Here is a 17,878-nt window from a genome sequence, read left to right on the forward strand (position 1 = left end):
GAAGAAGAGCATTACTATGAGCCGTCCCCAGCAGTACACCGACGATTTGCGTCTTGCGCATATTCTTGCCGATAGCGTCGATCGTGTGAGCGCCATGCGTTTTCGTGACCGCCCGGTCTTCTCCCCCGCATCCGAGGTCCTAGAACCCGCCGAAGCGGCACCCGCCGCGGCACCGTTGGCTCCGTGGCAGCAGGCTACTCAGCAGCCCGCAGAACCGGAAGTACAGGAGCAGGAACCTGCCGATTACGCTTCGGGTGTGGCTCAGGAGGTTGAGGAGCTTCTGCGTGCGCAGCTGTCGCGTGTGCGTACTCGTGACGGTATTGCCGGTGAGCATGCCGGCTATAACGGTCAGGCGTCGCGCCAGTGGGTGATTGCGCCGATTGCTGAGCTGGATAATTTTCGCCGAGGCGTGCCGGTGTGGGCGACTCTGATTGCTTTGCTGGATCAGGGTGAGCCGGTGGTGGGTGTGGTGTCTGCGCCCGCGCTGGGTCGTCGCTGGTGGGCTGCTCGCGGTTCGGGCGCGTACACGGGTAAGTCCTTGGCGCAAGCGACTCGTCTTGAGGTGTCCTCGCTGACTCAGCTGAATCAGCTGTCTGCCGCGTACACCGACCTCGCCTCCTGGAAGGCGGCTTCTGAAGGCGCTGTAGACCGCTCTGGCGAGCTTGTACAGCTTCTGGGCTCTGTGGGTCGTTCCCGCGCGTACGGTTCTTTCTGGGCGGCGTGTATGCTCGCTGAAGGTGCCGTGGATACCCTCGTGGATCCGTCTCTGTCGTTCTACGAGGTGGCGGCGCTGCTGCCGCTGATTCGTGAGGCTGGCGGCGTCGCCTCCACGCTGGAGGGCGATCTGCCCGAGAACGCGGGTGTTTCGGTCTCCGGCGTGCACCCAGTGTCCCTGGTGGCGAGTAATACGGCGGCGGTCCAGCAGCAGGTGCTGGAGGCGCTCGCACCCCGTTCCTAGACTCTCTCCACCCCTAGCCCCTCCCCCCGATGGTGGTAGCAATATAGCGAGGCGGCGGCTTTCCGGTAAGTGGAAAGCCGCCGCCTCGCTATGTATCGCTATGAGAGCAAGCGTTGCCAGTTTTAGGACAGCATGGTGAGGGTGCCGAGCAGACCCAGCAGGCTCAGACCCGAGATGATGTACGCCAGAATGTTGAAGGTCGTCATCTTCGAGGTGTACTTGGTGACGTGGCCGGCGTTCACCTTCGCCGAGTAGATGGCAAGCCAAATGGAAACGCCGACCGGGATCAGACCCACGAGCAGCAGAGCAATCACCATGATGTTGGGGCTCAGGCTCAGGCTGGAGCTATATTCAGAGGAGCTGTAACCGCGGGAGTTGAGCGTTGCTTCAGAGTGGAGTGCCGCGACCTGAATCCACGCGTAGAGGGTCAGCGCCAGGGCGCCCAGGGAGGCGCCGAAAGCGCCAATGGAGTAGAAGTAGCCGGGGCCGCGGAAGTCGCCGGTGGTCTCACCGTAGGGGCGGCGGTATTCAGCCGGCACCTGGTAGACGTCCGGGATGCGCTGGTAGCTGTCGTCGCGGTCGCGCACGTTTGCGGGTGCCACGCCCAGGGCGGGGCCGCCGGGTGCTGCACCGATGGGAGCGCCGGGTGCTACGCCTGCAGGTACCGGCTGCGGGGAGTTTGCGTTGTTCTGCTCCGGGAAGGAGGGGGTGGGAATCTGGTTTTCCATGGTGTGTCCTTGAGTGGTCGTCATAGCGGCTGCCGCATCGTAGCGGTGGTGCACCTATGAGCGACTTTTGGGTTGCTCTCGTACATTGCCGGTGAGGTTGAATGAACAGCCAACACCGAACAACGATATCTACCCTTCGATACTACGGCATAGGGTGCGTTTTCGTCTTCTCTGATGGCGTTCTCATTACAATGCGGTCACCTGAGCGTCCTCCAAGCGTGCAGGCGCACCCCGGGCCAACCCGAAAATGGGCATAAAAATACCCGGCAGGTGACGCCGTGGGGCGTCCTGCCGGGTGGTAGAAACCTACCGCGGTTCTTCCTCTGGATTGGAACCGATTATCACCGCCGCACCCCTACTCGCTCCGCGAGGTTTCCGAGGCGGGCTATGAATCCATTGCCACCCTACGCCGTGCTATCCGCGGCGGTCACCTTCAGGCCGTCTACGCGGGCGATCGAGTCAAAGTTAGCGCCGAGGCACTCGATGCTTATGCGCGCGTCAACCGAGCGCTTCGCCTCCAACGGGGGGGGTGAGCACCGATGAGCGCAACAACAACCCGCCAGCACAGGCCCATGCGAGCCCCTTCTGGCGGGTTGTTCTGCGCGAGCCGAGCGCCCTGCAGGCGCGGGTCAGAGAATGACCGCAGTGCCCGTCGCGATGGCGGCGAGCATGCCGTTGTCGGTGCCGGCGGTGAAGTAGTCGACCTTCACGCCGACGACCGCATTGGCGCCCATCGCCTCGGCGCGGGCGCACATTTCATTGACGGCGGTCTCGGAGGCGCCGCCAATCTCTTCCTCGTACTGGGAGGCGCGGCCACCGAACAAGTTGGCCAGGCTCGCACCGATGTCTTTGAACATGTTGACACCGGAGATCGCTTCGCCGGAGACCATACCGATGTACTCCTTGACGGGTGCACCCTCAACAGTCGGGGTCGTCACAACAAGCATTATTCACTCCAATCATAGAGAGCTAACGTAACAACACTACCTGTCTTCTCGCGCTACGGCTAGTAGACCACCGGCTGCACGAACACGAAGCTCCTAACACTTCACACTCGCCAGGCTGCCGCTATTCGGACTGTCAGTTTTCACCCGCGAGTTTAATCGGATGACGCACGATGGTCTTCAACTTGTCAGGTGTTACCTTGCGAGCGTCCGACAGATAAACCTCGTGGTGGCGCCGCTCCTCCGACAGGTCGATCTCGTAGCCTTGCTCGCGCGCGAAGGCATCCATGGCTTCGACCGTGGCAGGCTCGTCGTCGTAGCTACCGACGTGCAGACACTGGACGCAGAGCCCCTCGCGTACCCGAAGATACTCCGCAATCGAGCAGTCAATCTTCTTTTTCGCCGTCGCCTCCTCGACCGCCCAGCCGAAGACCTCCCGTGTCACGAAGTCGGGTAGACGGATAACGGCAATCCAGTTGAATGCCTCCTTGTGGGCGTAGTCGACCCCCTCCACGGCGTCCTGCCACCAGAAGCCTTCCAAAGGCGGGACGACAAAGTCGGTATAGCCCTCGATCTGACGAGTACCCTTCTTGCTCATTTTGATTGTGTAGGAGATGGCATACAGGACCGCGATTGCCTGCTGGTAGGCCCCGCCTTCTTCGTTAGGGTCACCACTTCCACACACCGCCACGTAGGTAACCGGCGGGACCTCGATAATGCCCGGCCTCTTCTTGGGGGCGTAGAGTTCCTTGTGTTCCTTCTTAAAGTCAAAGGCCATGTCAAGCTCCTTCGCTCGCCACGACGGTACCACAAGTGCTATCTGTCACTCTCCTCGCGGCCCTATCCGCGCTGCTAAGGGATCCGATTGTTAACTCAATTCACGGGCGTTTCTGCGCGCCTGACGAGCGGTTCCACCATCGTTCCCTGAGGCAGAGCTGCGCATCTGGGCGGGGTAGGGCACTGCGAGCTCATGAGCCGCGACTCGCTCACATACGGGGCTATGCTGCGCGGGCTTGTCGCGGAGGGGCACACCGGTACACCCCAGAACGAACCAGCAATACAGACCGACAATTGGGCATAAAAATACCCGGCAGGTGACGCCGTGGGGCGTCCTGCCGGGTGGTAGAAACCTACCGCGGTTCTTCCTCTTAGAAACCTCTAAGCGATGTTTTACACGCTAGGTCCCTTAGGAGGTCCCTTAGGGAACTTTGAATCACTCTCAAGCGTCCTTCTGGCTACAAAAGTGACCAAAAGACCCCCTAAAATTGCACCTAGAATTGATACTGGCTCGAAGAACTCCCAATCTCTGGCAATTGAGATAACCACCCAGAACATCGGAACAATAGTGAGAAGAAATCCTAGTGTAAATATATTCTTCGCACGCATTTGACCTCTCCCAGATTAAAGAGCGCAGGACACTGCTACAACAGCTAGCGCAACGGCAATTAGTGCCGGACCTCCAATGGCTTTTCCAAAACCACCAACGAATGCTGGCCCTAAAGCTCTTGCAATCGTGGAAGCAGCTAACCCCACATAAGCTTTATGATGAATGCATTCCCACGTCACATAGTGACGTATATTACATCACTACTCAGCAGTCTATCAGAGAGTCTCGTCAGATGTAACGCGTAAATCGACATTACATGAAAAACATGCATCTTCTGTCAAACACGCTCTCAGTGGCGGGTCCACTGCCGCATCTAATCGCGCGGTCGAGGCCCATGATGGTGGCCACCACGCCGTCGATATTCTCGGTGGATTTTTCTTTGTCGGGTTTGATGTTCCCGGCAGAGTCGGTGCGGATGAAGATGTTGTCCATCTAAACCTTTCGACGCCAGCCCATACTTTTTGACGTTAGCCCAAACCTTTTGACGCCCAACCCACGAGCACGCAGGCACGCCCCGAACGGACCCGAAAATGGGCATAAAAATACCCGGCAGGTGACGCCGTGGAGCGTCCTGCCGGGTGGTAGAAACCTACCGCGGTTCTTCCTCTGGATTGGAACCGATAATCACCGCCGCACACCCGTGAAGGTGAGCGGACGATTGGGAGATCGTGGAGATGCGGGGAATCGAACCCCGGTCCGATGTGGCGTCAACGGGGCTTCTCCGTGCGCAGTTTATGCGAACGCTACTTTTCGGCTCCGGTACTTGCATAAACACATATACCGACGAACCTAGTCACGTAAAAGTCCCGCCAGCCCCCGCAACAAGGGCTAGCAGCAGTGGCCTTTTAAGTCGATGCCGGTAACTGAGCCAAAGGCATGCTCAGGCCGACAGACGGCAACTCGCGCTTAGGCAGCGAGTGCGAAGTCAGTGCGCTTAGATTCTGCACTTAATTTTTTGCAGAGGGCGTTAACGAGATAACCCTGCATCCTCGGCACGCTTCACCCATCTCAACTCACATCGTCGAAACCGATCATCCCCCTATGCTTTTATCAAAAAGCCCACCGTCTTCTGAAAGTTTTCCTCGACATACCTTGACGCCGTGGTGCCATTCAAACACGGTAGAGATTCAGTATATCCAAGATGTTTAACGGCGTGCAAGTCCCCCACCCCGCACACGCCCGAACCAACGGCGGGCGCAAAAATTCAGGGCAGAGCAAACGGGGTGAAGCACCCCAGAAAATCTGGGAGCCCCACCCCGTCGTGTACCGTATTAGGCGGCTAAAACTTAGCGGTGAGCCGGAACAGTCATGCGGTTGTTCGGGTTGTCACCAATCTGGCAGACCACGTTACCGTGACCGTCCTCGGTACCAACCTCAAGGCACTTCTGAGTGGTCTGATAGAAAGAAATGAATACGAAAAGCATGCAAATCGAAATCAGGACAGACACCGCACCGGTGATAATACCGGTGAGCGCGAATGCCTTACCTGTACCAGCTTCCTTGACCTTCTTCAGGGACAGCACACCCAGAATGATTGCGGCAATACCCAGCAGAGCGCCAAACACGAAGAAACCGGTCAGCACAGCCGCAATACCGAGGATCATTGCCGCCAGCGCCATGCCGGGAGCCTTCTTCGTCACGGGAGCCGCATACGGGTAACCCGCGGGCTGACCGTAACCGTAAGCATCCTGCTGAGGCTGCTGCTGGTAAGAGTTCTGCTGGTAGTTGTAGTCAGCGGGCTGCGCCTGGTACGAGGCGTCCTGACCGTAGCCGTACTGCTGCTGAGCGGGCTGAGCCTGGTAGGATGCGTCCTGACCGTAACCGTACTGGTTCTGCTGCTGAGTCTGACCGTAAGCGTTCTGTGCCGAAGCGCCCTGGGCAGAGGTACCCTGAGCAGCGTTCTGGCCGTAAGCATTCTGCGAAGAAGACTGCGCGCCGAACTGACCGTACTGGTTCTGCTGGGTCGAGTTCTGCGGAGTAGCGTTCTGCTGCTGTGCCTGACCGTAGGTGTTCTGAGCGGATGCGCTCTGACCGTAATCCTGGCCGTAGGTGTTCTGTGCCGAAGGAGCCTGGCCGTAATCCTGACCGTACGAGCTCTGGGCGGAAGAATTAGGCTGCTGAGCAGCGTAGGGGTTCTGCGCGTTCCCCTGGTTGTTTCCGTAGTTATTCTCAGACATCCGTCGTTCTTTCCTTCACAGTTGCAGCGAACAATTTATACTCGCCCAACGCACCATTGCGCGCTGAGTTCGGTTCCATTATATAAATAAGCCGTCATTGGGGTCATCTATGAAGTCCAAGATTCCAGAATCATCCCCCAGAGTCCACCAATCGGGCAGAATCAGCGCCGAAAAAGAGCAAGGGACCGAATAGTTCGACACTATTCGGTCCCTTCACGTCTCTATATGCTCAACGCGGCTTAGCGGCGGTACAGCTTGTACTCATCGGGGCTCATCGTCATGGTTTCACCATGAATGGTGCACACGTAGTTGCCGTTCGAATCCTGCACGGCCTGCTCAGCGCAGTCGCCGAGCATGCCAAGGCCAATCATGCCCAGAATCAGCACGACAACAGCAACAATCATGCCCAGCGCGCCGGTGACAATACCACCAATCGCCATGCCCTTACCGGAAGCGGTACCGTTCTTCACCTTCACCAGCGCAACAATACCCAGCACGATACCCGCCAGGCCAAGAGAAAGTCCACTAAAGATAAAAATACCGGTCAGAACACCCAAAATACCGCAGACCAAGGAGGCGATAGCCAGCCCCGAGCCCGGTTTCGGCTGGTAGCCGGGGTAGCCGCCCTGCATGTTGTATGCGGGTGCCTGCTGCGGTGCGGGAATGAACTCGCCCGGGTTCTGCTGGTAGTTCGGGTTCTCAGACATATGTCTCCTCAAAGAATGAATGGTGCTCGCGGTACGCCACGAATTTTTAACCATTATACGTGAGGAACCGCGCCCCGCCCCTACCGGCAAGTTCCTAGAGCAACCGTGCACCCCGGCCGTTGCCTCAGCTTTAGCCGAGGTTGCGGTAACGCATCGCGCGGCGCGCCTCCAGGTCATCCTGACGCTCACGCAAAGCCTGACGCTTATCGTACTCACGCTTACCGGTCGCCAAGGCAATCTCAACCTTCGCACGACCATTCGAGAAGTACAGCTTCAACGGAACCACCGTGTAACCGGTCTCCTTCAGCTTCTGCGCCAACTTATTAATCTCAGAACGATGTAGCAGCAGCTTACGGCGACGACGAGCCGCATGGTTCGTCCACGTACCGTAACCGTACTCCGCAATATGAATACCCTCGAGCCACATCTCGTTATCGGTCACCTGGCAGAAACCATCCACAATGGACGCCCCACCATCACGCAGAGACTTCACCTCAGTACCCAGCAGAACAATGCCCGCCTCATAGGTATCCACAATGTTGTAGTTGTGGCGAGCCTTCTTATTCTGGGCAATAATCGCGTTATTCGGGTCCTTCTTCGCGTCTTTCTTCTTTTTCTGAGCCATCACTCAATCCTTATACGTCTTAGCTCTCTTCAGCCGCGCGCCCCGAAGCACGCCAGCGAATACCAGCATCAATAAAGGCGTTCAAACCGCCATCCAAAACATTAGAGGTATTACCCTCCTCATAGCCGGTACGCAGATCCTTCACCATCTGGTACGGATGCAGAACATAGGAGCGCATCTGGTCACCCCAGCTTGCCTTAATGTCACCGGCAAGCTCCTTCTTCTTCGCGTCCTCCTGCTCCTTACGCAACAGCAACAGGCGAGACTGCAGCACACGCAAAGCCGCCGCACGGTTCTGCAACTGCGACTTCTCATTCTGCATCGACACCACAATACCGGTCGGCAAGTGAGTCATACGCACCGCCGAATCCGTCGTATTCACCGACTGACCACCCGGGCCCGAGGAGCGGAACACATCCACCTTAATCTCAGACTCGGGAATCTCAATAGCATCCGTCTGCTCAATCAGAGGAATCACCTCAACCGCCGCGAACGAGGTCTGGCGGCGGCCCTGATTATCGAACGGCGAAATACGCACCAGGCGGTGAGTACCCGCCTCCACCGACAGGCGACCAAAAGCGTACGGCGCGTTCACCTCAAAGGTCACCGACTTCAGGCCCGCCTCCTCAGCGTAGGAGGTATCCAGAACCTTCGTCGGGTAGCCATTCTTCTCCGCCCAACGCAGGTACATGCGCAGCAGCATCTCCGCAAAATCAGCGGCATCCACGCCGCCGGCACCCGAACGGATCGTCACCACAGCCTCACGCTGATCGTACTCACCCGAGAGCAGCACCAGCACCTCAAGCTCCTCCAGCTTGGCGCGGATCTCACCGCACTCACGCTCCGCATCAGCGAGCAGCTCGGCGGCGGTTTCCTCGTCCTCAGCCTCGGCAAGCTCCACCATCACCTCAACATCATCAATGCGAGAAGATAGCGAACGCAAACGGTTCAGCTCCGACTGCTTATACGACAGTGCGCTCGTCACCTTCTGCGCGTTCTCCACGTCATCCCACAAATCGGGTGCGGCAGCCTGCGCAGACAGGTCCTCAATGGCGCGCTCAATCCCCTCAATATCGCTCACAGCAGCAATAGAGGCGAAAATCGCGCGAAGCTCTTTAATCTCAGCAGAAAAGTCGAAGGATGCCATAGCCTTTAACACTATCGCGAAAATGCCAGAAAGTCCCGCCGTTACAGCCCGCAACAGCCCACAGCGCAGAAGGATGATGCAGGCAGAGGGCAGAAGACGCCCAACGAAGACATTAAAAGGGCATAAAACGAGGGCGCATCCGCTAGCCGTTACACTACCTTGCGGATGCACCCTCGCAGTCTATGGGGCTCACAGCGCCTCTAGTCGTTGGACGGGCCCTGGCTCGTCTTCAAACGCGACGAGCCGTGAGCGGTCACCTCAATACCATCAGGCACCAGAATCGACAGCAGCGGCGGACGAATACGAGCCGACAGGTACACGTGCACACTGTGATCAGAATCCACGGACACGTTCTCCAGGCGCAACGCCTGAAAATCCTGCCCCGGCTGAACCTCAGCCAGGTACGCGCTCGCATACTCCCACGCCGCCGAACCACTCGCCTCCTCCGGAGTGCGGATCGTGCGGGTAATCGAGTTCGCCTGAGCATCAGCCATATCCTGCAGATGCTGAGTCTGCAGATACGCGCCGGTAATCGCCACCGTCACCGAGCCAATGAGCAGAAGCAACGCCAGCATGCCCACAATCAGCGGGGCAATACTGCCTTCTTCCGGGCCTGATGCGACCGGTCCTGAGGCGAGCGCACGGCTCTGCGCACGGGCACGAACGTGGGCGTAGCGCTCCCGTACAGCCGAGAACAGGTGAGCAGTCGGAAACAGGTGAGCCGGCGAACCATTAGGAATCAGCATGACCAGACCCCCAACTCGTCGCATGAGAACTCACCGGAATCACGCCGCCACCCATAAACGAAGGCAGAAGCGGCAGACGCGCCTGAACCGTCACCGTGGCGTACGCCTTCGTACCCGAGACGCACTCACCCGACGCACAGCTCAACGACACGCTCACATCGGACGGCTCAACCCCGTAATCCGCGGCAGCATGCACCGCCAGACGCTGAGCCAAATCCGGGCCAACCGACGAGTCCTGCGGCTGCTCCTGCACATACAGCACCACCTGGGCGCTCGCCGCATGAGCCGCCATCACCGAAGACTGCAGGCTAAAAATCGTCAGAATGCCGTAGAGCACCGGGATGAGCAACGTAATACCTAGGCCCAGGAACTCCACAATGGCGCTACCCTCTTCAGAGCCGTGTTGTTCAGAAAGAGGTAGGTCAGCAAGAGACCGATCAGAACGATTCTTCAAGCGAGCCTTCACCCGCTGCCGAAGCGAAAAGCCACTAATCACCGGAACGATGCTCCGCATAAATCGCATGCCCCTTCACCTCAATAGAATCCGGAAAACCCCACGGACCCAGCACCGGCAACGGAGACTTCACCGTCACCTCCAAAGTGCGCACACCCGTAGAATCACTACTCTGACGGTACGAAATATTCTCAGCGTACGAGGACGGAAGAACACCCTCAATCATCTGACGGGTACGCTCCATGCCCTCCTGCGGAGTGCGGTCACGCATCGTACCGTAACGTGCCCCAGCCGCCGCAGCATCCACCAACATCGTTCGTGCATACAGGGCGAAAGAAACCTGCAGAATCGCCATAGTCAGCAACACCAACAGCGCACCGACCATGACGAATTCCGTGCTGGCGTCACCGCGCTCGCTCTCCTCCACAGAATATTCCGCAGAGGAAAGCTCAGCGGCAGTCAGCTCAGAAGCGATGCGGGGCTTACGCATTACTGGTGAACCAGAGCAATCGCGTCGTTGAACATCTTGGTCAGAGCGGGCTGAGCAATCGCCAAGATAGCGGCAACCAGCACGGCGCTCATCATGGTGATCATGACCCAGCCGGGCACGTCGCCGCGCTCGGGGTCATCCTGCTTGTTCTTCAGGCGCAGAGCCAGCACGGATGCGATAGCCAGGGCAATCAGCACGGTGAGGGTGGTGCGGAAACGACGGAACATGATTTTCTCCTTCTATCAAAGGGTGTAGTGTGTGGTTGGTGCGGCGCGCCGGGCAATCAGCCCAGCCCACCGCGGTGCAGCCGGTACGGTGTGTACCCGCCGCAAAATCTAAAAGTTCAAACGCATGAGCGACAGGCCCGGGAATACCGCGAAAATCACCGTCAGCGGCAGAATGAAAAACACCACCGGGGCGAGCATCGCAATCTCTTTCTTACCGGCTGTTTCCATCAGCTCACGCTTAGCGTTATCGCGCACATCCTGAGCCTGCGCACGCAACACATCGGCTAGAGGGGTGCCGCGCTCAATCGCCACGGCGATACCCTCAACGAAGCGGCTCAGCGCCGGAACGCGAGTACGCTCTGCAAACTCCTGCAGTGCGCTCAGCAGCGAAACGCCGGTGCGGGTCTGCGCCAAAATCTCAGAAAACTCGCGAGCCAACTCGCCACGCGAAGTCAGACAGATACGCTCCAAAGCCGCTAGCGCCGATTCGCCCGCCGTCACCGACAGAGCCATCATCTCCGCCAGCGCCGGGAACTCAGCGACCAGCTGCTTCTCACGCTTAGTCACTGCCTCGCCCAGCCACCAGTCACGCGCCAGAAAGCCGCTCAAACCGCTCACCAGCACCAGTACAAGAGCCACCAGGATGGAGAAACGCTCCTGCACCACACCGATAACGGTCAGCGCACTCATAACGGTCACACCGGCAAGCGCCCACAGCAGTTGCTCAGCACGAAACGCGCTCACACTCTGCGAAGAACCCGCGCGGCGCAGACGCTCCTGCACCGAACTATCACTCAGCGACGAACCGCTCAACGACGAAGATAGCGAACGAAGCAGCGGCGCACAGAACGCCGAAATCGCTTCCAACAGGCTCGGCTCACGGCGCTCCTGCTCCTTCAACAGCGACTCACGCAAAGTCTCACCGCGCAGCTGCGATGCCACACGATCAGAGAACGAAATACTGCGAGTATTCAGCACCGACGAAAGAATCAGACCCACGCCGGTCGCCAACAGCAGACCAAAAATCAGAGGCAGGTTCATCCGAACACCCTCCGTTCACGCGGCAACTCACCAATACGCAGCATCAGGCGGTACGCCGCCAAAGAAATAGCGGCACCGGCAATCATCAGCATCGCACCGGCAAACGAGTTATACACCATGCGCGCGGCAGGCTGAGTCGCCATCAGACACAGCACAAACCACGGCGCCACGCAGGAGAGGCGAGCCGCATTCACAGTCCACGACTGACGAGCCAGAAGCTCCGAACGGGTACGCGCATTCTCACGCAGAAAATCGCTCAGCGTGCCCAGCAACTTACCCAGGTCAGAACCGCCCACCTCGCGGGCAATCTTCAAAGCCTCAATGATGGTGTCCGCCACCGGGTCAGAAAGGTACTCCTTCAGGCGGTTCAGCGAGGGCACAAACTCACCCGACGCGCGGTAATCACGCGAGAAATGAGCGAAGGCGTCGCGTAGCTCTTCCGGGCCGCGGTAGGAGAGCTGAATCAGCGCCTCCGGCAGGGACAGGCCCGCACGAATCGCCGAACGCAGGTGGTCCACCGCATCCGGCCACAGCTGCCAAATGCGGGCATCCGCCGCGCGAGCACGATGATTCACAACCACGCGAGGCGCCACAAAACCACCAATCAGGCCCAGCAGACCCAAGGGCATCAGCTGAGTGACCATCAGCAACAAAACCGAGGCAGTCACACCGCTGGCAACGCTCACCCACATGAACGTGCGAGGCGTCAACGAATGCATGCCCGCCTTACGCAACGCAATCACCAGCGCCGGGTCATTACTCGGCTTCGGCGGCTTGCCGTTATCAGGAAAGCAGGAGAGGTAAATCAGGCAGACGCCCAACCCCAAAATCAGGCTCAGAAACAGAGGCATTACTGACCCGCCTTCGCCGCAGCCAGCACCTGCTCCGGGCGGTGACCGGCACGAACCCAACGATCCGGGTTCGGCAGCTCCAACGCCACGCACACCATCCGGCCATCACGGCGCACGAACAGCGGGGACATCTCAATCACGCCGTCCTCAACACGGCCACCCAGCATGCTGATCTCTTCGACCTGACGCTGACCGCGCGAATCACGACCGCAATGCACCACAATGTCAAAGCAGGACGCCACGGTCGGCACCACGAACGCCGAGGAGATATTCTCGCCCGCCAGCAGCGGCAGGGTACAAATCTTGGTCACCGCGTCACGCGCCGAATTCGCGTGAATCGTGCACATACCCGGCAGACCAGCGTTGAGCGCAATCAGCATATCCAGGGATTCCGCCTCACGCACCTCACCAATGAGGATGCGGTCCGGGCGCATACGCAAAGCTTCCTTGACCAGGCGGCGCAGCTCAATCGCGCCAGTGCCCTCAAGGTTCGGCTGGCGGCACTGCAGACCCACCACATCGCGCAGCGGAACCGCGAGCTCAAAAATTTCTTCGCAAGTAATCACGCGCTCACGCGGCGGAATGGATGCGGACAGGCAGTTCAGCATCGTGGTCTTACCCGCCTGGGTCGCACCCGAAACGAGGATGTTCATGCCGCTCTCCACCGCCGCGTGCAGCAGGGAGGCCGCGCCGGCGCTCAGCGAGTTCATGCGCACCAGGTCGGGCAGGCGGCGGGCACGCACCACGAACTTACGGATATTGATGCTCGTATGCTTGCGGGTAATGTCCGGAATCACCGCGTGCAGTCGGGAGCCGTCCGGCAGGGATGCGTCAACGAACGGGGAGGAAAGGTCTACGCGGCGGCCCGAAGGCTTGAGCATGCGCTCCAGAAGGCTATTGATCGCCTCGGCGCTCAGGTGCAGGCCGGTCAGCTCGCTCTCGCCATTGCGGGCGATAAAGATTTCATCGGGAGAGTTGATCCAGATTTCTTCAACGCTCTCATCATCGAGGAACGGCTGAATCACGCCGAAGCCGCAGATTTCATCGTGCAGGCGCTGAATCACGGATTCACGGTCACCCAAATCCGGCAGGGAAATGCGGGTGCGCCGTTGTTCGTAATCGGTCAGGTACTCGTCAATGAGCCCACGCACCGCATGCTGGTCCTCGTGCGGGTCCAGGCTGCGGTGGCGCATTGCCTCACGGATATTTTCTTCGAGCAGAGTTAGATGCTCCGCCCGGGTATCCAGTACGGTGTTCTCCATTGAAGTGATCCGATGCTGTGTGGTGTGGTTGTGTGGAATACGGTGAAGCATTGATACATCAATGCCACCATCACTCTACCCTCAGTGCATCAAATTTATCAAAATGTAATAAAACACCCCTTAATATTTACGAGTATAGTATTTGAGTATTTTTGATGCATAGAATTGCACATATCGTTACCTAAAGTGCACTAAAATCCAAAACACCTAGTCAGCTGTGACTCGCAGAACAGTTGCAGGTACGCCCCTCGAACCGCTCACCGCTAATCACTGCCATATTGCACTCGGTGCACACGTAACATTTCGTCTTAAAAGCCGCAGCCTCCCCTGCTAAAACGCAAGAACCCTACCCAGCAGCAGCAGCGCCTTCCCGTGCGCAACTTTCGGGCGCTCCTTCCCAGGCACAGCAAAGGGGCGTGCACTCCCCCATCGGGAATACACGCCCCATCACAAGCGATACATCTAGCGGTTAGTCGCCGCCACGAATCACCTTCACAGCTTCCTTAATCGGACCGTCAAAACGCAGGTTACCGTGCTCCAGCACCACGCCGCGGTCACAAATCTTCGACACCAAATCCAGGTCATGGCTCACCACGGCAAGAGTCTTACCGGCAGAGCACAGCTCCTGAATCTTCGCAATACACTTCTTCTGGAACGGCTCATCGCCCACCGCAAGAATCTCATCCACCAGGAAGATATCCGGGTTCGTATGCACCGCAACCGAGAAGGCCAGACGCAGATACATACCCGAAGAGTAGAACTTCACCTCTGTATCGATAAAGTCGTGAATCTCAGCGAAATCCACAATCGAATCAAAGGAAGCCTCAATCTCATCCTTGGTCATACCCAAGATTGCGCCGTTGAGGTACACGTTATCGCGGCCGGTCAGATCCGGGTGGAAACCAGCGCCCACCTCAATCAGACCCGCAATATTGCCGCGTGTGAGAACCTCACCCTCATCGGCGCGCATCACACCAGAAATCATCTTCAGCAGCGTGGACTTACCCGAGCCGTTCAGACCCAGAAGAGCCACACGCTCGCCCTGACGAATATCCAGGCTCACGCCGTTGAGCGCATTGAACTTCTCCGAAAGATCACCCTTGCGGCCCTTAATCAGCCACACAAAAGCTTCCTTCATCGAACGGGTGTGGCGCAGAACGAAGCGCTTCACCAAATTCTCCACGTGAATCACCACGGGAGCGTCCGGGCTCACCGGCGGGAACTCAAGCTTCTTAATATCCACAGAATCAGAGCTCCTGGGCGAAGTTGCCCTCAAACTTACGGAAGAGCAAATCACCAATCAAAACGGTCAGCAGAGAAATACCAATGGCAATCGGAGTCCAGAAGCTGAAGAGATGCGGAACCACCTGCGAAGCAGGAAGCGCTAAATCCTCAGGACGGAGCGTCGGATGCCAGAAGCCATAGTGGAACAGCTCCACCGCAACGGTCAGCGGGTTAATCATGAACACGTTGAACACCCACGGGTACAGGGTGTCACGCACCATGGTCCAGGAGTACAGCACCGGCGAGAACCAGGTAGCCACCATCAGTAGCATGTCCACGATGTTCTCCGAATCTCGGAAGAACACGTTAGCCACACCGAAAATCAGACCCAGACCATAGGACAGCAGCATCACGATGAGCATGCCCGCCAGAATCGACTCAAAAGCCAACAAGGACGGATGCCAGCCCACCGCAAAACACGCCAGGAGCATGACCACAATCTGCGGCACAAAATGCACCAGAGCCACCCACACCGTAGACAGCGAGAACAACTCACGCGGCAGGTAAATCTTGCGAATCAGAGCGCTGTTAACCACCATGGCGCGAGCACCATTGCCGAACCCCTCCGAGAAGAAGTTAATAGCAATCATGCCCGAGAAAAGATACACAGCGTAGTTGTGCATACCGCGTTCCAGGCCAAGGAAAAGACCCATGGCAATGTAGAACACCAGGAACTGCACACCCGGCTTAATGTAGGACCACAGAATACCCAGCACCGAGCCGCGGTAGCGGACCTGGATTTCCTTATCGACCAGAAGTCGAAGCAGGTAGCGATTCTTCATCGCATCCAGAATGCCGCGGCCGCGACCGGGCGCCTTCAGGGGAACAGACTTCAAATCGCTCATCGGGTCAGCTCAGAATCCGTATGCTCAGCAAAGGTCTTAGCCCACGCATCGTAGGACGCAACCTCTGCAGCCTTCGAACGGTACTGCTCACGCAGCTGCTCCCAGCCGGTCACCAGCTGGACGTGCAGCTTAGCTGCCTGAGCCAGCTTCGACTTCAACTGCTCGGGGTCGCGGCGGTACCAGAACAGGCCGGTACCCTCAGCGTTAGTCGCCAGAGCCGAATCGAACTTCGACAGGGTCCACCAGTTGGTCTCACCGTAGTTCAGCTGAATCTGCGGGTGAGCCTTCGCCTCTTCGCTCACCGGCTTGAACAGCTGACGAGCAACAGTCTTCGCGGTCCAGGAAGCAAGTTTCTTGTAACCGGGGGACGCGAAGGAACGGCGGCCACGGAACGGAGGCTTCTTCGTCTGAATAGCCGGGAAGTCATCCACGTTCGGCTTCACCTGAGACTCCGGGTACTCCTTAGCCATCGCACGAATCACCGGCAGACGCTGCGAAAGCGAGGGGTGCAGATGATCGGGGCCGGAGAGTAAATCCTCCAGCGCCATCAGGCGGCCGGCCTCAGTGTAGTACTGCATGGACAGGGTGTGCTTGACGTCCAAGAACAGGGACTCCAGTAGCACGCGGCCACCCTTATCGAAGGGCGAGTGCAGCAGCGCCGTAATGAGGCGATTGCGCTCGTGGTAGTACGCCTGCCAGCCGACCGAGTCATCCTTATCGGTCCAGGACACGTGCCACACGCCCGCACCGGGGAAGGACACGGTAGCGAAGCCCGCGGCCTTAGCGCGCAGACCGTACTCAGCGTCATCCCACTTCAGGAACAGAGGCAGGGACAGACCGATTTCCTTGATGACGGCGGTCGGGATGAGGCACATCCACCAGCCGTTGTAGTCCACGTCCACGCGGCGGTGCAGCCACGGGGTGTTACGCAGATTGTGGTGGCCCAGGTTGTGACCCATAGCCATGTCTTCGTGCGGCTTAGCGTAGAAGTTACGCCACGGGTCAACAACCTCACCGAACGCGTGCAGGACCGAGCGGTCGAACATGTCGAACATGTGCGCACCCACGATGGTGGGTTCCTTGCAGTAGTTCGCGAAGGTCACCATACGCAGAATCGACTCGGGCTCAACGATAACGTCATCATCGAGCAGCAGCACGTAATCGGAACCGTTGTTGACAGCCTCGAACATACCGCGCGAGAAGCCACCGGAACCACCCAGGTTGCCCTGGTTGATAATACGGAACTTACCGGAGAGGGGCTTAACGACCTCTTCGAAGTCCTCGTGGTCCTGCACCTTCTGGGTGCCCTGGTCCACAATCAGGAACTCGTGCACGGCATCGAAAATCTCGGGGCTCTCACCCAGAGCACGAATGTTGTTAATGCAGTACTCCACCTTGTTCATGGTGGTAATCTGCACAGTCGCCTGACCGGCCTTCACGTCTGCGCGGGGCTCAATATCGCCCAGCCAGTTCGCCTCAACCAGCTCAAGGTCGCCGGTGCCAGCCAGGTCGAACCAGTACCAGCCGCCGTCACCGAACGGTGCCAGGGGCAGGGTGAAGGTGTTGGTCTCCTCGCCGGAGAGCAGCTTCGCATCCACGCGCTGAATCACGCCACGGCCGTTGGACTTGTACACAATGACCATGCCCTCGCCGCGAGTCTGAACGCTCAGCACGACCTTCTGCAGGTCAGTCCAGCGGCGCCAGTACGAGGCGGGGAACGCGTTGAAGTACGTACCGAAAGACAGGCTCTGGCCCGCGTTCACGGTGATGGAGCGGCGGCTGTTCAGGCTGTTCGCGGCATCACGGTTCGCGCTAGCGTTCGACACAGACTGACCGGAGGTGTTCATCGCCTCCGCAATGGAGGTGGAAGCATCGCCGTCAATACGGGTCGGCAGCTGAACGCCGGTTGCGACACTCGCGTCCACGTACAGGGGCACGACGTCAGTCTCAACCGCGCTCGGGAAAATAACCCGCTGCAGGTTCTTCAAAGTCTTATCAGCCATGG

At 58.4% G+C, this 17,878-nt stretch carries 19 protein-coding genes and 1 other RNA gene; 1 reads left to right on the top strand and 19 read right to left on the bottom strand.

Going from position 1 to position 17,878, the window contains the following annotated elements; all coding sequences use genetic code 11:
- Positions 1–16: 16 nt before the first annotated feature.
- The gene (locus RWL87_RS00155; RefSeq protein WP_313968505.1) at positions 17–958 is read left to right on the top strand and encodes an inositol monophosphatase family protein; all 942 of its coding nucleotides are present in this window, start codon (positions 17–19) and stop codon (positions 956–958) included.
- 122 nt (positions 959–1,080) lie between these two features.
- On the opposite strand, the gene RWL87_RS00160 is transcribed toward RWL87_RS00155, so the two are convergent.
- From RWL87_RS00160 to RWL87_RS00250, 19 genes are all read right to left on the bottom strand, one after another.
- Complete coding sequence (locus tag RWL87_RS00160) at positions 1,081–1,686, bottom strand: hypothetical protein (protein ID WP_313968506.1); 606 nt, start codon at positions 1,684–1,686, stop codon at positions 1,081–1,083.
- Between the two features lie 629 nt (positions 1,687–2,315).
- Positions 2,316–2,633: a heavy metal-binding domain-containing protein gene (locus RWL87_RS00165; RefSeq protein WP_049333301.1), complete on the bottom strand. Its 318-nt coding sequence runs from the start codon at positions 2,631–2,633 to the stop codon at positions 2,316–2,318.
- Positions 2,634–2,766: 133 nt separating this feature from the next.
- Positions 2,767–3,408: a GyrI-like domain-containing protein gene (locus RWL87_RS00170; RefSeq protein ID WP_313968507.1), complete on the bottom strand. Its 642-nt coding sequence runs from the start codon at positions 3,406–3,408 to the stop codon at positions 2,767–2,769.
- Between the two features lie 861 nt (positions 3,409–4,269).
- A complete protein-coding gene (locus RWL87_RS00175) occupies positions 4,270–4,449 on the bottom strand; it encodes a hypothetical protein (protein ID WP_313968508.1) in 180 nt (59 codons plus the stop codon).
- Positions 4,450–4,683: 234 nt separating this feature from the next.
- Positions 4,684–5,056, bottom strand: a transfer-messenger RNA (tmRNA) gene (ssrA, locus tag RWL87_RS00180).
- Between the two features lie 247 nt (positions 5,057–5,303).
- Entirely contained in the window at positions 5,304–6,194 is an 891-nt protein-coding gene (locus tag RWL87_RS00185) for a DUF4190 domain-containing protein (RefSeq protein WP_313968509.1), read from the bottom strand.
- Positions 6,195–6,433: 239 nt separating this feature from the next.
- Positions 6,434–6,901, bottom strand: a complete 468-nt coding sequence (locus tag RWL87_RS00190) for a DUF4190 domain-containing protein (RefSeq protein ID WP_313968510.1) — start codon at positions 6,899–6,901, stop codon at positions 6,434–6,436.
- Positions 6,902–7,031: 130 nt separating this feature from the next.
- On the bottom strand, positions 7,032–7,526 hold the full coding sequence (gene smpB / locus RWL87_RS00195) for an SsrA-binding protein SmpB (protein ID WP_005505423.1): 495 nt from the start codon (positions 7,524–7,526) through the stop codon (positions 7,032–7,034).
- A gap of 19 nt (positions 7,527–7,545) precedes the next feature.
- Positions 7,546–8,673: a peptide chain release factor 2 gene (gene prfB, locus RWL87_RS00200; RefSeq protein ID WP_303974854.1), complete on the bottom strand. Its 1,128-nt coding sequence runs from the start codon at positions 8,671–8,673 to the stop codon at positions 7,546–7,548.
- A gap of 200 nt (positions 8,674–8,873) precedes the next feature.
- On the bottom strand, positions 8,874–9,443 hold the full coding sequence (locus tag RWL87_RS00205; protein ID WP_313968511.1) for a pilus assembly protein TadG-related protein: 570 nt from the start codon (positions 9,441–9,443) through the stop codon (positions 8,874–8,876).
- Positions 9,406–9,873 (bottom strand): pilus assembly protein TadE, encoded by a 468-nt coding sequence (locus RWL87_RS00210; RefSeq protein ID WP_313968512.1) that lies wholly within the window; start codon positions 9,871–9,873, stop codon positions 9,406–9,408. The genes RWL87_RS00205 and RWL87_RS00210 overlap by 38 nt, the downstream gene beginning before the upstream one ends.
- Positions 9,874–9,907: 34 nt before the next feature.
- Complete coding sequence (locus tag RWL87_RS00215) at positions 9,908–10,363, bottom strand: TadE family protein (protein ID WP_049344011.1); 456 nt, start codon at positions 10,361–10,363, stop codon at positions 9,908–9,910.
- Positions 10,363–10,590, bottom strand: coding sequence for a hypothetical protein (locus tag RWL87_RS00220; RefSeq protein WP_005505403.1), 228 nt, complete (start codon positions 10,588–10,590; stop codon positions 10,363–10,365). Before RWL87_RS00220 ends, RWL87_RS00215 begins: the two co-directional genes overlap by 1 nt.
- Before the next feature lie 108 nt (positions 10,591–10,698).
- On the bottom strand, positions 10,699–11,631 hold the full coding sequence (locus RWL87_RS00225) for a type II secretion system F family protein (RefSeq protein WP_049345773.1): 933 nt from the start codon (positions 11,629–11,631) through the stop codon (positions 10,699–10,701).
- On the bottom strand, positions 11,628–12,482 hold the full coding sequence (locus RWL87_RS00230) for a type II secretion system F family protein (RefSeq protein WP_313968513.1): 855 nt from the start codon (positions 12,480–12,482) through the stop codon (positions 11,628–11,630). The genes RWL87_RS00225 and RWL87_RS00230 overlap by 4 nt, the downstream gene beginning before the upstream one ends.
- On the bottom strand, positions 12,482–13,744 hold the full coding sequence (locus RWL87_RS00235) for an ATPase, T2SS/T4P/T4SS family (RefSeq protein WP_313968514.1): 1,263 nt from the start codon (positions 13,742–13,744) through the stop codon (positions 12,482–12,484). Before RWL87_RS00235 ends, RWL87_RS00230 begins: the two co-directional genes overlap by 1 nt.
- Before the next feature lie 469 nt (positions 13,745–14,213).
- Positions 14,214–14,987, bottom strand: a complete 774-nt coding sequence (locus RWL87_RS00240; RefSeq protein WP_005505398.1) for an ABC transporter ATP-binding protein — start codon at positions 14,985–14,987, stop codon at positions 14,214–14,216.
- A 4-nt stretch (positions 14,988–14,991) separates the two neighbouring features.
- Entirely contained in the window at positions 14,992–15,873 is an 882-nt protein-coding gene (locus tag RWL87_RS00245) for an ABC transporter permease (RefSeq protein ID WP_005505397.1), read from the bottom strand.
- Positions 15,870–17,876: a glycosyltransferase gene (locus tag RWL87_RS00250; protein ID WP_060824554.1), complete on the bottom strand. Its 2,007-nt coding sequence runs from the start codon at positions 17,874–17,876 to the stop codon at positions 15,870–15,872. Before RWL87_RS00250 ends, RWL87_RS00245 begins: the two co-directional genes overlap by 4 nt.
- Positions 17,877–17,878: the final 2 nt, after the last annotated feature.

Origin of the sequence: uncultured Rothia sp. (genome assembly GCF_963555405.1) — a bacterium.
GTDB lineage: Bacteria > Actinomycetota > Actinomycetes > Actinomycetales > Micrococcaceae > Rothia.